At 66.3% G+C, this 14753-nt stretch carries 13 protein-coding genes and 2 tRNA genes; 9 read left to right on the forward strand and 6 right to left on the reverse strand.

Going from position 1 to position 14753, the window contains the following annotated elements; genetic code table 11:
- Positions 1-84: 84 nt before the first annotated feature.
- On the forward strand, positions 85-720 hold the full coding sequence (locus tag IP91_RS16290; protein ID WP_145650125.1) for a nitroreductase family protein: 636 nt from the start codon (positions 85-87) through the stop codon (positions 718-720).
- On the opposite strand, the gene IP91_RS16295 is transcribed toward IP91_RS16290, so the two are convergent.
- On the reverse strand, positions 721-1602 hold the full coding sequence (locus IP91_RS16295; RefSeq protein ID WP_145650126.1) for a LysR family transcriptional regulator: 882 nt from the start codon (positions 1600-1602) through the stop codon (positions 721-723).
- A gap of 96 nt (positions 1603-1698) precedes the next feature.
- Here IP91_RS16295 and IP91_RS16300 point away from each other — a divergent pair, with 96 nt between their 5' ends.
- From IP91_RS16300 to IP91_RS16330, 7 genes are all read left to right on the forward strand, one after another.
- Complete coding sequence (locus IP91_RS16300) at positions 1699-2298, forward strand: short chain dehydrogenase (RefSeq protein WP_145650127.1); 600 nt, start codon at positions 1699-1701, stop codon at positions 2296-2298.
- 71 nt (positions 2299-2369) lie between these two features.
- Entirely contained in the window at positions 2370-4073 is a 1704-nt protein-coding gene (locus tag IP91_RS16305; protein ID WP_145650128.1) for a DUF8614 domain-containing protein, read from the forward strand.
- 408 nt (positions 4074-4481) lie between these two features.
- On the forward strand, positions 4482-5876 hold the full coding sequence (locus tag IP91_RS16310) for a methyl-accepting chemotaxis protein (RefSeq protein ID WP_145650129.1): 1395 nt from the start codon (positions 4482-4484) through the stop codon (positions 5874-5876).
- A gap of 137 nt (positions 5877-6013) precedes the next feature.
- On the forward strand, positions 6014-6703 hold the full coding sequence (locus IP91_RS16315; RefSeq protein WP_145650130.1) for a hypothetical protein: 690 nt from the start codon (positions 6014-6016) through the stop codon (positions 6701-6703).
- A gap of 100 nt (positions 6704-6803) precedes the next feature.
- On the forward strand, positions 6804-7733 hold the full coding sequence (locus IP91_RS26470) for a BON domain-containing protein (RefSeq protein ID WP_145650131.1): 930 nt from the start codon (positions 6804-6806) through the stop codon (positions 7731-7733).
- A 122-nt stretch (positions 7734-7855) separates the two neighbouring features.
- The gene (locus IP91_RS16325; RefSeq protein WP_145650132.1) at positions 7856-8689 is read left to right on the forward strand and encodes a PhzF family phenazine biosynthesis protein; all 834 of its coding nucleotides are present in this window, start codon (positions 7856-7858) and stop codon (positions 8687-8689) included.
- Between the two features lie 101 nt (positions 8690-8790).
- Positions 8791-9633 (forward strand): lysozyme inhibitor LprI family protein, encoded by an 843-nt coding sequence (locus tag IP91_RS16330; RefSeq protein WP_145650133.1) that lies wholly within the window; start codon positions 8791-8793, stop codon positions 9631-9633.
- 58 nt (positions 9634-9691) lie between these two features.
- Here the strand turns inward: IP91_RS16330 and IP91_RS16335 are convergent, their stop codons facing one another.
- Positions 9692-10021 carry a DMT family transporter gene (locus IP91_RS16335; protein WP_145650134.1) on the reverse strand — a complete coding sequence of 110 codons (330 nt, stop codon included), beginning with the start codon at positions 10019-10021 and terminating at the stop codon, positions 9692-9694.
- A 137-nt stretch (positions 10022-10158) separates the two neighbouring features.
- Here IP91_RS16335 and IP91_RS16340 point away from each other — a divergent pair, with 137 nt between their 5' ends.
- Complete coding sequence (locus IP91_RS16340) at positions 10159-11295, forward strand: SMP-30/gluconolactonase/LRE family protein (RefSeq protein ID WP_145650135.1); 1137 nt, start codon at positions 10159-10161, stop codon at positions 11293-11295.
- A gap of 27 nt (positions 11296-11322) precedes the next feature.
- Here IP91_RS16340 and IP91_RS16345 read toward each other — a convergent pair whose 3' ends face one another.
- The 4 genes from IP91_RS16345 to tfpB all read right to left on the reverse strand — a co-directional run bounded on the left by IP91_RS16345 (position 11323) and on the right by tfpB (position 14744).
- On the reverse strand, positions 11323-12591 hold the full coding sequence (locus IP91_RS16345) for a hypothetical protein (RefSeq protein WP_158643163.1): 1269 nt from the start codon (positions 12589-12591) through the stop codon (positions 11323-11325).
- A gap of 115 nt (positions 12592-12706) precedes the next feature.
- Positions 12707-12782: transfer RNA gene (locus IP91_RS16350), tRNA-Lys, on the reverse strand.
- Between the two features lie 43 nt (positions 12783-12825).
- A tRNA-Lys gene (locus tag IP91_RS16355) sits at positions 12826-12901 on the reverse strand.
- Positions 12902-12974: 73 nt separating this feature from the next.
- Positions 12975-14744 (reverse strand): type IV pilus assembly ATPase TfpB, encoded by a 1770-nt coding sequence (gene tfpB, locus IP91_RS16360; protein ID WP_145650137.1) that lies wholly within the window; start codon positions 14742-14744, stop codon positions 12975-12977.
- Positions 14745-14753 lie beyond the last annotated feature (9 nt).

Genomic DNA, 14753 nt, shown 5'->3' on the forward strand with positions numbered 1-14753 from the left:
TATCGAGCCGGGCCCGGCAAGGTTGGCGGGGATCGTGTAGCGTTACGGGTTCGGGCATTTGCCCACATCAATCAAGGAATCACAATGGAACTGCTGGACAAACTGCAATGGCGCTACGCCACCAAGAAAATGGATCCGAGCCGCAAGGTGCCGCGCGAGAAGGTCGACCGCATCATCGAGGCCGCACGCCTCGCGCCGACTTCCAGCGGGCTGCAGCCGTTCGAGATCTTCGTGGTCACCAACCCGGCCATCCGCGAGGAGATCAAGGCCGTCGCCTGGAACCAGGGCCAGGTGGTGGACAGCTCGCACCTGCTGGTGTTCGCCGCATGGGACAACTACACGGCCGAGCGCATCAACCACATGTTCGACCTCACGAACGAAGTGCGCGGTTTCCGCAACGAAGGCTGGGAAGCCTACCGCCAGCAGCTGCTGTCGTCCTACCCGCAGCGTGACGCGGAAACGAACTTCAGCCATACGGCCCGCCAGGCGTTCCTGGGCCTGGGCGCGGCGATCATCGCGGCCGCGTTCGAGGAAGTGGACTGCGTGCCGCTGGAAGGCTTCGATCCGCCGTCCGTCGACAAGATCCTGAACCTGCGCGAGAAGGGCCTGCGCAGCGTTGCCATGCTGCCGCTGGGCTATCGCCAGGAAGAGGGCGACTGGCTGGTGAACCTGCCGAAGGTGCGCCGTCCGCTCGACCAGTTCGTGACCGAAGTCGCCTGATCACGGCGCCAGGCGCGCCAGCAGGAAGTCGACGAACGTCGTCAGCTTCGGCATGGCGCGCCGGTCGCGCGGGTACACCAGATGCATCGGCCGGGGTGCCGGCAGCCAGTCCCGCAGCAGCGGCACGAGGCGCCCGGCCGCGATGTCGTCCGCCAGCATCAGCTCCGCCTGCATCACGATGCCGAAGCCGTGCAAGGCGGCCATGCGCAGCGCCGCCGTGCCGTTCGAACGGAAACGTCCGGACGGCACGTGACGGCCATCCTTGTCCCCCTTCAGTTTCCAGCGCGCCCCCGGCAGCCAGCCGGTGAACTCCAGGCATTCGTGCCGCGCGAGATCGGCCGGCGTGCGCGGCGTGCCATGCTGTTCCAGATACGCGGGCGACGCGCAGACCGCCATCGCATACGGCTGTAGAGGCCGGGCCACCATGCCGGAATCGGGCAGCGCGCCGATGCGCACCGCGACATCGAATCCTTCTTCGACCAGGTCGACGGTGCGGTCGTTGAGGTTCAGGTCGACCGTCACCTCCGGGTGCACCGCCAGGTAGTCGGTGAGCGCGGGCGCCAGCCACTGCGAGCCGAAGGAGACGGGCGCGGTCACCTTCAGCAGACCGCGCGGCGCCGCGCGCATCGTCTCCGCCCCCGATTCCGCGGCGCTGATCTGCGCGAAGATGGCGCGGCACTCGTCCGCATAGCGCCGGCCGATCTCCGTCAGCGCATGGCGCCGCGTGGTGCGCCGGAGCAGCGCCGCGCCCAGCATCTGTTCCAGCGCGCGGATGTGCTTGCCCACCATGACGGCCGACATCCCGCAGCGCTCCGCCGCCGCCGCGAAGCTGCCGGCGTCGACGGCTGCGACGAATACTTGCATGCTGCGCAATTTGTCCATTGCGAACTCCTGGTTTCGAATGCCCGTCATGCTAGCGCATTTATTGTTGCGACACGGAAGCCGATACTGGGCTTCCCAAACGGACAGGAGCTGCAAATGAAGATCATCGTCATCGGTGCCGCAGGCACCATCGGCCGCGCCGTCGTGGAACGGCTGGGCGGCCATCACGACATCATTACGGCCGGTCGCGGCAGCGGGCAGGAACGGGTTGCCATCGAGGATCATGCCAGCGTGCAGGCGCTGTTCCGGCGCACCGGCGCGGTCGATGGCGTGGTGGTTGCCGCCGGAGCGCTGCATCTGGCGCCTTTTCACGCGATGACGCCGGCGCAGTTCCGGATCGGCGTGGACAGCAAGCTGATGGGCCAGGTGCACGTGGCACTGGCCGCGCAGCATGCGCTGAACGACGGCGGCTCGATCACGCTGACCTCCGGCATCGACGCGTGCCATGCGATCCGGCACGGCGCCAACGCGATGGCGGTGAACCTGGCGCTGGAAGGCTTCGTGGCCGGCGCGGCGCTCGATCTGCAGCGGGGCGTGCGCATCAACGTCGTCGCGCCGACCGTGCTCACGGAATCCGCAGCCGTTTATGGCCACCTGTTTCCCGGCTTTGAACCGGCCGACGGCACGCGCGTCGCGCTGGCCTACCAGCGCAGCGTCGATGGCCCGGAGACGGGCAAGGTGTACCGCGTCTACTGATCCGGGCGACACGAGCCCGGCAGTGGCAGCGTGGGGATTACAATGGGCGTCTGTTCCACGGACCCTACGCCATGAAAAATCTCCTGATCCCGCTGATGCTGGCAGCATGCGCCGCCACGCCCGCATCGGCCAGCGCAGCGCCGGCCACGCTGGCGGACCTGAACCGCATGACGCAGCGCTACGCGCCCGTCGAGCTGAAGGCCGATACATCGGCGCTGTCGGCCGGCGACCGGGCGGCGATTGCGAAGCTGATCGAAGCCGCAAAGATCGTCGATACGCTGCAGCTGCGCCAGCGCTGGATGCACAACGAAGCGCTCTGGAACGTGCTGCAGAAGGATGCCTCGCCGCTGGGCAAGGCGCGCGCCGATTACTTCTGGCTCAACAAGGGGCCGTGGTCCATCCTCGATGGCAACGCGTCTTTCCTGCCTGCGCAACTGGGCGGCATCGCGATCCCCGCGACGAAGCCCGATGCCGCCAACTTCTATCCGGAGGGCGCCACGAAGGGGGCACTCGAACAGTGGATCGAAAGCCAGCCCACGCCGCAGAAGGGGGAGGCGCAATGGTTCTTCACCACCATTCGCACGGGGCCCGATGGCAAGTACCGCACCGTGAGATACGCGGAGGAATACAAGGCGGAGCTGACGCAGCTTGCCGGCCTGCTGAAGGAAGCCGCGGCCGCCACCGATAACGCGTCGCTGAAAAAATTCCTGACCCTGCGCGCGGCAGCGTTCCTGTCCAACGATTACCTGGCCTCCGATTTCGCCTGGATGGACCTGGACTCCCCCGTGGACGTGACGATCGGTCCCTACGAGACCTACAACGACGAACTGTTCGGCTACAAAGCCGCGTTCGAAGCCTACGTGAACATCCGCGACCAGCAGGAAACCCGGAAGCTCGACTTCTTCGCCAGCCACATGCAGGAAATCGAGGACAGCCTGCCGATCGATGCGAAGTACCGCAATCCGAAGGTGGGCGCGGTGGCGCCGATGGTCGTCGTCAACCAGGTGTATGGCGCCGGCGACGGCAACATGGGCGTGCAGACGGCCGCCTACAACCTGCCGAACGACGAGCGCATCATCAGCCAGCGCGGCTCCAAGCGCGTGATGCTCAAGAACGTGCAGGAAGCGAAGTTCCGCGCCACCTTGAGCCCGATCGCCAGGCTGGTGCTGCGTCCGCAGGACCAGGCGGACGTCGACTTCAATTCCTTCTTCACGCACATCCTGGCGCACGAGATCACCCACGGTCTCGGCCCGCACAGCACGCAGGGCGGCAAGTCCACGCCGCGCCAGGACCTGAAGGACACCTACGCGACGATCGAGGAAGCCAAGGCCGATGTCACGGGCCTGTACGCGCTGATGACGATGCTCGACAAGGGCCAGCTGAAGGACACGCTGGGCCAGGGCGAGGCGGCCGAACGCAAGCTGCACACGACGTTCCTGGCCTCGGCCTTCCGCACGCTGCACTTCGGCCTGACGGATTCGCACGCGCGCGGCATGGCCATCCAGGTCAACTACCTGCTCGACCACGGCGGTTTCGTGTCGCATGGCGACGGCACCTTCTCGGTCGACTTCGCGAAGATCCGCCAGGCCGTGACGGACCTCGACCGCGAGTTCCTGACGATCGAAGCCACCGGCGACTATGCGCGCGCCCAGGCGATGATGACGCAGTACGTCGTCATCCGTCCGGATGTGCAGAAGGCACTCGACCGCATGAAGTCCGTGCCGCACGACATCCGCCCTGCGTTCCCCACCGCCGCCGCGCTGCTGGCGAAGTGAGCGGGGACGCCACCAAGGCCGAGCTCGTGTAATGCCGAGCCCGTGTAAGGCCCAGCTCGTTTAAGGTCGAGCTCGTGTAAGGTCGAGCTCGTGTCACTTGGGGTCAGCACCGTGACACGAACTCGGCCTTCGTCAAGCTATGACTCCGGGTCACTACACCTGGAAGGTGACCGGCCTTGCAAGGCTGGACCGCTTCGCCGCGCGGAGCAGGTTCCGCGAAACCCCGGCTGCCCCCGGGATGTGACGAGCCCGGCCTTGGCGACGGCAAGGTTTGTTGGCGGACGCCACGTGCTCGCGCAGGAAGTGCGCACGGGTTTGGCCCGCCTCAAACCGTAGTGATTCACGGCAATTCCAGCCGTCTGCCCATGCTACCGTTGCCCTGTTTCCTCTCATAAACAGGGACCTCGCATGAATCTCCACCGCACGACCGTCCGCACCCGCCTGGCGCTGGGGTTCGGACTGGTGTTCGTCCTGCTGATCGCCGTGACGGCCATCGCCATCCACCGCGTCGACGCGATCGACCGCTTCCTCATCCATGCCGCCGCCCACCCGCAGGAGCACGCCACCGACCTGGCATCGGCAGGGCGCCTGTCGCATGGGTTTGCCGCATTGCTGGCGTCTTTGTGCTTCAGCGCGCTAACGGTGGGCAGCGCCGCCGTCTACCTGATCCACCGCGGCCTGCAGCGGCAGCTGGGGGGAGAGCCGCGGCAGGCATCGGAGATCGTGGCTGCCATCGCGGCCGGTAACCTGGCCGTGCGCATCGACACGCGCGACGGTGACGAAACCAGCCTGCTGCACGCGCTGTGCGGCATGCGCGACAGCCTGGTGGAGATCGTCAGCGAGGTGCGGCAGGGCACGGGGGCGATGGCGACGAATTCGCGCGAGATCGCCGCCGGCAACCGCGACCTGTCGCAGCGCACCGAACAGCAGGCCGGCAATATCGAACAGACCGCCGCGGCGATGGAGGAACTCACCGGCACGGTGCGGCAGAACTCGGATCACGCGCGGCAGGCCAACCAGCTGGCGCTGTCCGCCTCCGAAGTGGCGACCAGGGGCGGCACGGTGGTGGCCGAGGTGGTGCAGACGATGGCGTCCATCAATGCTTCCTCGCGCAAGATCGTCGACATCATCGGCGTCATCGACAGCATCGCCTTCCAGACCAATATCCTGGCCCTGAACGCCGCCGTGGAAGCGGCGCGGGCGGGCGAGCAGGGCCGCGGCTTTGCCGTGGTGGCCGCGGAAGTGCGCAACCTGGCGCAGCGCTCGGCCGGCGCGGCCCGCGAGATCAAGGAGCTGATCGACGACTCCGTGCAGCGCGTGGAAGGCGGTGCCCGGCTGGTCGACCAGGCCGGTGCAACGATGGCGGAGATCGTCCGTAGCGTCCAGCGCGTGACGGACATCATGGGCGAGATCTCCACCGCCAGCATCGAGCAGACCGCCGGCATCGAACAGGTCAATGCCGCCGTGGCCGAGATGGACCAGGCGGTGCAGCAGAACGCCGCGCTGGTGGAGCAGGCCGCAGCGGCCGCGCTGTCGCTGGAGGACGAGGCGGGCCACCTGGCCGGCCTGGTGGGCGTGTTCCAGCTGGCCGACAAGCCGGCAGCGCCGGTCCTGGCCATCGTTCCCTCCCGCCCCATCAAGGAAGCGCCACCGTCCCGTGCCAGGCCGCCTGCCGAAACAGCGGGGAAACCTGCCGTCGCACCTGCGATAAAACCTGTCATACAACCTGTCGCGATCGGCCCCGCCCGCCGCAAGACGATCAACGCCCGTAGCGAACCGGACGACGGCTGGGAAGAGTTCTGAGCGCGTCACCGGTCCGAGCGATTAACTTTCACGCAAAGATGTCGATTTCTACAAGGCAAAATTTTGTAACAGCACCGGTTTCGATGGTTTAAATTGCCAAGTGGCATGTATAGTGACTTTTCCCGCCGGAGTTTGTCATGCCCAAGTTTCTGCCTCTGCTGCTGTCCTCTTGCCTCATCGGTTCCGCTGCCGCCGCCGATCTGACGTCCACCGAAATCCGCTGGCTGAACGCTGCCTCGCCGGTGCTGGAATTCGCCAAAACCCTGCAACTGCCGATCGATATCATCGCCCAGCCGAAGGCCGGTCCGAACGACGTGCCGCTGGCGATGGGCTTCAAGGAAGGCCGCTGCAAGCTGGTGCTGTCGATGCGTGGCAACCCGAATGCGGAGGGCGTGCTTGCCAACGTGCCCGATGGCGGACGGGACGTGCTGATCGAAGCGATGACGGCACATGAAGTGGGCCACTGCTGGCGCTACGCACAGGGCAACTGGCATGCGCTGCCGGCGGGCTTCACGGAGACGGGGCATGAGTCCGGCGAGAATCCGCGGCTGCTGGCGTTGTCGAAGCAGCTGCGCGAAACGCGCCGCGAGGAGGGGTACTCGGACCTGGTCGCACTGGCCTGGACACAGCAGCGTCATCCCGCAGAATACGGCCGCGTTTATGCATGGCTGCGCCAGGTCCGTGACGACCAGCCGGCCAGCCACGGCTCCCACGACACGCGCGCCTGGCTGAAGCTGGCGCGGCAGGGCAGCGCCTTCCCCGCTGGCAGCAATCCCTTCGACCAGGCGGCATCGCTGTGGAGCACCGGCCTGCTCATGCCTGAGTGACATTTTGGCAACGTTGGCCCTTCTGCGTTCGCTCGCGCACAGATGGATGGGCCACGGCAGCGTTTAATCTTCCCTGTCAATCAACTTCAGGGGACCTACCATGCAAAAAGCAGCTTTCATCACGCTGGCGCTGGTCAGCGCAGTAGCCTTCGGCCAGAACAACGACAGCGCAGCTTACAAGGCGGCGCATGACAAGGCCGAAGCCACCTACAAATCGGCGAAGAAGCAGTGCGACACGCTGAAGGACAACGCCGAGGACGTGTGCACGGAAGAGGCGAAAGTCGCCCGTGCCCAGGCCGAGCGCGATGCGGTGGCCCAGCACAAGAACACCGGCACCGAACTGCAGAAGGCCGACCGCAAGCTGGCCGATGCGAAGTACGAGCTGGCCAAGGAAAAATGCGACGACCTGGCGGGCGACGCCAAGAATTCCTGCCAGGCCCAGGCCCGTTCCATGAAGGCCAATGCGACGGCATCGGCCACGGCGGACGGCCGCACCGCCGTGCTGGTAAATAACGCCGACGGCAGCGCCGTGGCCGCCAGCGCCGCCGACGTGCGCGACCGTACCGCCGTCGCCGCGCAGAACGCCAAGGAAAAAACCGTCGAAGTCGCCCAGGCCGCCAAGGAGAAAACCGCCGAGATGGTCGCCGCGACGAAGGAAAAGACGGCGGAGATGACGCAGCGCGCGAAAACCTCCGAGACCGCCCAGGAAACGAAGGCGAAGACGGCTGAACTGGCACAGGCCACGAAGGAAAAGTCGTCGGAGATGGCCCAGTCGGCCCGTGAGAAAACCGCCGTGGCTGCCGGTGGCGCCCAGGCCGTGATGTCCGACACGATGATCACCGCCAAGGTCAAGGCCGACATGGCTGCCGACCGCAACGTGAAGGCGATGGACGTGCACGTGGAAACGGAAAAAGGCGTGGTGATGCTGAGCGGCTTCGTGCCGTCGAAAGCGGAAGCCGACCGCGCCGTGGAACTGGCCCGTGGCGTCAACGGTGTCACGGAAGTGAAGAGCTCGATCCAGGTGAAGTAAGCTGCACCGGCTCCATCGGACCCGCCTCGTGCGGGTCTTTTTTTTGGGAGGTGCCGCCCCTGCCGGCAAAGCTGTGCGACCGACTGCCGCCCGTTTATACTGGCCGGCAAAGGAGAGCACGAATGATCGAACAGGTACGAAGGATCGCGGCGTTCTGCGCCGGCGACAGCGGCGGCAATCCCGCCGGCGTGTGGATCGGCACGGCGTTGCCGGATGACGGGACGATGGGGCGTGTGGCCGCCGCCGTGGGCTATTCCGAAACGGTGTTCGCGGCACCGCTGGATGACGGCTGGCGGGTGCGCTACTTCTCGCCCGAATCGGAGGTGCCGTTCTGCGGCCACGCCACGATTGCCCTCGGCGCCGCACTGGCGCTGGAGCGGGGCGCCGGCACCTATGCGCTGCAAACGAACCATGCGCAGGTCACCGTCGAGGGGGCCGAGGCCGGTGGCGCCATCACGGCCAGCCTCGTCTCGCCACCGGCCACCGGCAGCGCCGCACCAGCGGCCATCGTGAACGAGGCGCTGGCGCTGTTCGGCTACACGCACGACGATCTCGATCCCCGCATGCCGCCGGCCCTGGCCAATGGCGGCGCCGGCCACCTGATCCTGGCACTGAAGACGCGCGCTGCACTGGGCGCCATGCGTTACGACCTCGATGCGGGCCGCACGTTGATGCGCCGCGAAGGCTGGGCCACCATCGCCATCGTGCATGCCGAATCGGCCACGCGCTTCCATGCCCGCAACCCGTTCGCATCGGGCGGCGTGTACGAAGACCCGGCCACCGGTGCCGCGGCGGCGGCGCTGGCCGGCTACCTGCGCGAGATCGGCTGGCCGGCCACGGCGATCGACATCGTGCAGGGCGAGGACATGGGCGTGCCGTGCCACCTGCATGCCGAGGCATTGCCGGGGCAGGGCAGTGCGGTACGTGTTTCCGGCAGCGCGCGGGTGATGGCGTGAACGGCGCGGTGCGTGCGCTCGCGGTCGGCCTGCTTGCGTGCGTGGTGAACGCGGCTGCTGCCGCGCCGGCGCAGTGCCCGGCGAACCTGCCGGAGCCGCAAATGATTTCCGAAGGCTTCGAACGCTGCAGCCCGATCGGCTCGTATTACGAACAGCTCAGGCGCGGTGCCACGGCGGACTGGCAGGGCGTGCGTGCCTGCGCCGAGAAGGAAAAGAACGACGCGGTGCTGATGATGCTCTACGCGAACGGCCTGGGCGTGGGGCGCGACCTGGACCGCGCGATCGCGCATGCCTGCCGTGTCGATGGCGCGGCGATGGAAACGAAGTATCGCGTGGAGCACCTGCTGGCGATGAAGGCCGGGAAGGACAGCAAGCGCTTCGACCTGTGCGACGACATCACCAGCGGCTACATGGGCGGCTTCTGTGCCCGCATTACCGAGGAGGCGCACGGCCGGCAGCGCGACACGCGCTACGCGACGATCGAGAAGGCCCTGACGGCAGCGCAGCGTCCTTCCTACGACAGGCTGCGCAAGGCCACCACGGCCTTCGCAAAGCATGTCGGGAACGACGAAACCGACCTCTCCGGGACCGCGCGCGCCGCGTTCGCGATCGAGGCGACAGCCGCGGTGGAAGACCAGCTGCTGGACGACCTGCGCACCGCGGATAAGGGCGAACTGCCGAAGGCTGTCGATGTCGCCCGCGCCGACGCGGCGCTGAACGCGGCCTACCGCAAGCTGATGGCCCTGCCCGCGAACGAGAAGGGCGAAGTGGGCGACGGCACCGTCACGAAGGACGGCATCCGCGCCACGCAGCGGTCCTGGATCGCCTACCGCGATGCGTGGGTGGCGTTTGCCAGGCTGCGCTACCCGTCGGTGCCGGCCGCCGCATGGCAGACCCGCCTGACCGACCGTCGCACCGACGAGCTGAAAGGCTGGCTGCCGTAGCAGGACGCAATCGCAAGGCTCAACGCTAAGGCTCAATGCTGAGGCTCAACGCTAAGGCTCAGTGGCCGGTCGTCTTCGAGAACACCTGCATGACGACGACGCCGGCCACGATCAGCCCGATGCCCACCAGCGCCGGCGTATCGAGCCGCTGGCGATACAGCACGTAGCCGGCCAGCGTGATGAGCACGATGCCGGCCCCGGACCAGATGGCGTACACCACGCCCATCGGAATCGTGCGCAGTGTCTGCGACAGCAGGTAGAACGCCAGCCCATACCCCACCACCACGACTGCGGATGGCCACGGCCGCGCAAAGCCTTCGGACGCCTTCAGCGCGGACGTGGCGATCACTTCGGCCACGATCGCGATCGCCAGGAACAACCAGTTCATCCCGTCTCCTTCGAAAAGCGGCACTGTAGCAGACCCCGATTCGCTACCCTGCCGAAACATCGACCCGCTGTGCGATCATCGGCTTCACCCATTTTCGCGGCCCGGCGTTGCCGGTGCCCGCTCTCGAAAGGACTTGTATGCCATCGCGTTCTCCGTCATCGCTCATCCGCAGCGCCATCCTGCTGGCCTTTGCCGGCGTCGTTGCTGCCGCTCCCGCCACGGCGCAGAACCGCAGCGCCACGCTGGAAAAGGTCGCGGACTTCGGCCACCAGGTCACCGGTGTCACGGTCGCCGAGGACAACCGCATCTTCGTCAACTTCCCCCGCTGGACGGAGGATTCGCCCGTCTCCGTGGCCGAAGTGAAGAACGGCGCCGCGGTGCCGTTCCCGAACGCGGAGTGGAACGCGTGGCGCAACGCGAAGAAGGATGAGCTGTCGGCCGGCGAGCACTGGGTGTGCGTGCAGAGCGTGGTCGCGGACAGGAAGGGCAACCTGTGGGTGCTCGATCCGGCCGCGCCGGCGCAGGCCACCATCGTGCCGGGCGGGCCGAAGCTGGTGCGCCTCAGCCTTGCTTCGGGCGCCGTGCAGCAGAACATCCGCTTCCCGGAAAGCGTGGCGCTGCAGGGTTCCTACCTGAACGACGTGCGCTTCTCGCCGGACGGCAAATGGGCCTACATCACCGACTCCGGCGTGCGCGGCGCGATCGTGGTGGTCGACCTGGGCACCGGCGAGGCCAAGCGCCTGCTGGACGGCGACCCGTCCACGCAGGTGAAGAAGGGCCTGGTCGTGAAGGCCGATGGCAGGCCGCTGCGCCGTCCGGACGGCAAGGGCGTGGAATTCTCCGCCGACGGCATCGCGCTGTCGCCGGACGGCCAGTACCTCTACTGGCAGGCAATCAAGGGCGACACGCTGTACCGCATCGCCACCCGCACGCTGACGGAAGAAGGCTGGAAGGGCGGCGACATCGCCAAGAAAGTGGAAACGGTCGGCAAGAACGGCGTGGCGGACGGCCTGCTGATCGACCGCGACGGCAAGCAGATGTACATCACGTCGCCGGAAGACAGCTCGATCAAGGTGCGCGACCTGGCGAAGAAGGATGCGGCGCCGCGCGTGCTGGTGCAGGACGAGCGCCTGCGCTGGCCCGATACCTTCGGCCAGGGTGCCGACGGCAGCCTGTACGTGACCACGTCGCGCATCCAGGACTCGTCGTTCTTCAAGCCGGATGCGCCGATCGCGCTGCCCACGTCGCTGTGGCGGCTGAAGATGGGCAAGTAGAAGGCCAGATGCCGCAAAGCGCGGCGTTCATTCCGCGGACTGCTGCTGCGCGCGGTGCAGCGCCAGGCCGGCGCACGCCGCCAGCAGGAATTGCGAGATGCGCTGCAGGTCGCCTCGCAGGCGCGCATCGGCTGCCCAGGCGAACGGCTGCGCCGGCAGCACCTGGTGGGCCGCGGGACTTTGCAGCGCAGCTTCGAAGCGGTCCACATGCCGCGCATCGATGGCGCGGAACGGGGCGAACCGCTCGTCGTCGACGACGATCCTGCCGAGGATCGCGTACATGCCGATCTCGGCCCGTACATAATCGGTATGGACGCCGAGGCTCGCCCGTTCCAGCCGTGTCGCCTGCAGCGCCGCGGGCATGGGTATGCCGACATACGGTAACCGTGCGCTGTCCTGCACCAGTGGCGGCACGAGAGTGTCGAGGGTCGGCAGTCGCGCCGCTTCCAGGAGCGTATCCAGAGCGCCCAGCACAGTGCAGATCCCGTCCGCTACCATGTCGTTCATCTGGTCCGGGTGCCGGCGCACCAGGAGGGCCTGTTCATGGTACGACTGCGAGGCTGCCAGCAGATTTTCCTCGATGGCCTGAGCCTGCTCGTGATGGTTGTGCTGCAGGGTGTGCAGAGCGCCCAGCAAGCGTGCCGATCCCAGCACCGCCTGGTCGATGTCGTCGAACAGGGCCTGGATTGGCGCGGCAAGCTCGTCTTCGATGAAGCTGGCCGAGACATCTTCCCAGTCCTCGCCCTGGCAGGCCAGGTACAGGTCGACCGGCAGTGCCTTGTTGTCCTGCTGGTCGTTCAACGGCGCGCCCGCTTCGCGATAGGCATGCGCCACGAGGCGCGAGCAGAACTGGGTCGTATCCTCCGGCTGTTGCTCGCGCAGGTGGGTGAGGAAGGAATAGCGCTGGCCGAAGTAAGCCTGCGCATGCTGCGTGACGGCGGAGAGCGCTGAGTCCTTGAGGCCACGCTTGCGGTACACCTTGAAGCTGTACGCATCGCCGCGATCGAAATGCAGGGCATCGTGGAAGACTTCGACCGCGACCGAGGTACCGTCTGCATGGATGATGCAGCCATTGCCCAGGCCGAGCATCACGTGCGAATAATGCGGCAGCTTTTCCTGCAGGTCGATCTGGCCGTCCTCCCGCATTGACGCGAGCACGCGCTGGCCATGAATATTAATGGTCTGCCTTAGTTTGCCGGCAAGGTCACGGGGATTGCCAAGTACGAAGATCACATCGCCGGGCTGCACCGCCAGCAGGTTGAAACGGGTAGGTTGGGCCGGCTTGGCGCTCGTCACTGAATGCCTCGCTAATGCATTGATAAAAAAATATCTTACATCATGGGCCGCAGTGAAACGGCGCCGGAAAACAAAAAAGCCAACCGCGAACGGTTGGCTTTCCTGATTCTATTCGTGGTAGGCCGTGCGGGGCTCGAACCTGCGACCAACGGATTAAAAGTCCGCTGCTCTACCAACTGAGCTAACGACCCATCGTAAGACTGCTTTACTGCTACAACGACTGCTTCTTTCGAGTGGTAGGCCGTGCGGGGCTCGAACCTGCGACCAACGGATTAAAAGTCCGCTGCTCTACCAACTGAGCTAACGACCCGAAAGAGGCCGCATTATATACAGCCGTGCCGGGTTTGCCAAGCGGTGCGTGCGCGATGACACAAATGCCCCGACTAGCCCAGTGCGGCCGTCACCTTCAGCACTTCCTCGGCCGTGGTCACGCCTTCCATCACCTTCCACGCGCCGGCGATGCGCAGCGGCTTCATGCCGTCCGCCATGGCCTGCTTGCGCAGCGCCGTGATGTCCGTCGCTTCCTTCACCAGCGCGTTGAACGGCTCCGTCACCGTGAGCAGTTCATAGATGCCGGTGCGGCCGCGGAAGCCCGTCTGGCGGCATTCCGGGCAGCCGACCGGGCGGTACACGTGGTCCGGCTTCGGCAGGTTCCAGATGCCGCCGATACCCTGCCACAGGTCGTCCGCCAGCTCGCCGCCCGGTTCCTTGCAGTCCGGGCACAAGGTGCGTACCAGGCGCTGCGCCATGATGCCGATCACCGTTGCCTCCAGCAGGTAGTAGGGCACGCCCAGTTCCAGCAGGCGCATCACGGCCGATGGCGCATCGTTGGTGTGCAGCGTGGAGAGCACCAGGTGGCCCGTCAGCGCGGCCTGGATCGCCATCTCGGCCGTGGCCAGGTCGCGGATCTCGCCGACCATGATGATGTCCGGGTCCTGCCGCATCAGCGCGCGCACGCCATCGGCGAACGACAGCTCGATGCCCGGCTGCACCTGCATCTGGTTGAACGACGCTTCCACCATCTCGATCGGATCTTCCACCGTGCACACGTTGACCTCCGAGGTCGCCAGCGCCTTCAGCGTGGTGTACAGCGTCGTGGTCTTGCCCGAACCGGTAGGGCCGGTAACGAGGATGATGCCGTGCGGGCGCTGCGTCAGCGCATCCCAGCGCGCCGCGTCGTCGGCCGGGAAGCCCAGTTCCGGCAGCGTCTTGACGACGACATCCGGATCGAAGATGCGCATCACCAGCTTCTCGCCGAATGCGGTGGGCAGCGTGGACAGGCGCAGCTCGATCTCCTGGCCGCCGGCCGTGCGGGTCTTGATGCGGCCATCCTGCGGGCGGCGCTTCTCGATGACGTCCATGCGGCCCAGCAGCTTGATGCGCGCCGTCATCGCGATCATCACGACGGCCGGCACCTGGTACACCTGGTGCAGCACGCCGTCGATGCGGAAGCGGATGTTGCCGATGTCGCGCTTCGGTTCCAGGTGGATGTCGGAGGCGCGCTGCTCGAACGCGTACTGCCACAGCCAGTCGACGATATTGATCACGTGCTGGTCGTTGGCATCGACCTGGCGGTTGGTCTTGCCCATCTCGACCAGCTGCTCGAAGTTGTTGCGCAGCGCCAGGTCCTGGCCGGTCGACTTGCTGGCGTTCTTGATCGACTTGGCCAGCGCGAAGAACTGCGCCGTGTACTGGGCGATGTCGAGCGGGTTGGCGATCACGCGGCGGATCGAACGGCGCGAGATGCGGGCGATCTCCTGTTCCCATTCGAGCGCGAAGGGATCGGCCGTGGCCACCGTGAGCGTGTCGGCCGTGATCTCCACGGGCAGGATATTGAAGCGCGCCGCATAGCTGGCCGACATCACATCGGCCACGCGCGTGAAGTCGATCTTCAGGGGATCGATGCGGTACAGCGGCAGGCGGGCGCGCTGCGCCAGCCATTCGGTGAGCACGTCCAGGGTAAGCTGCTTGTGCGGCGGTTTCGAGGAGAGGATCTTGCAGTGGGCGACGGCGCACAGCGGATGCATCGAGCCGGCGGTGTTGCGCAGGATGCCCTGCGCCTGGGTGTAGAAGGCCTTCACGCCGGGCTTCTCGACCATGCCGTCGGCGAGGAGCCAGCTGAAGATCTGTTGCAGGTCGAGATTTTTCGTCATGGGTCCCTT

Origin of the sequence: Pseudoduganella lurida (assembly GCF_007830455.1) — a bacterium.
Taxonomy (GTDB): Bacteria; Pseudomonadota; Gammaproteobacteria; order Burkholderiales; family Burkholderiaceae_D; genus Rugamonas; species Rugamonas lurida.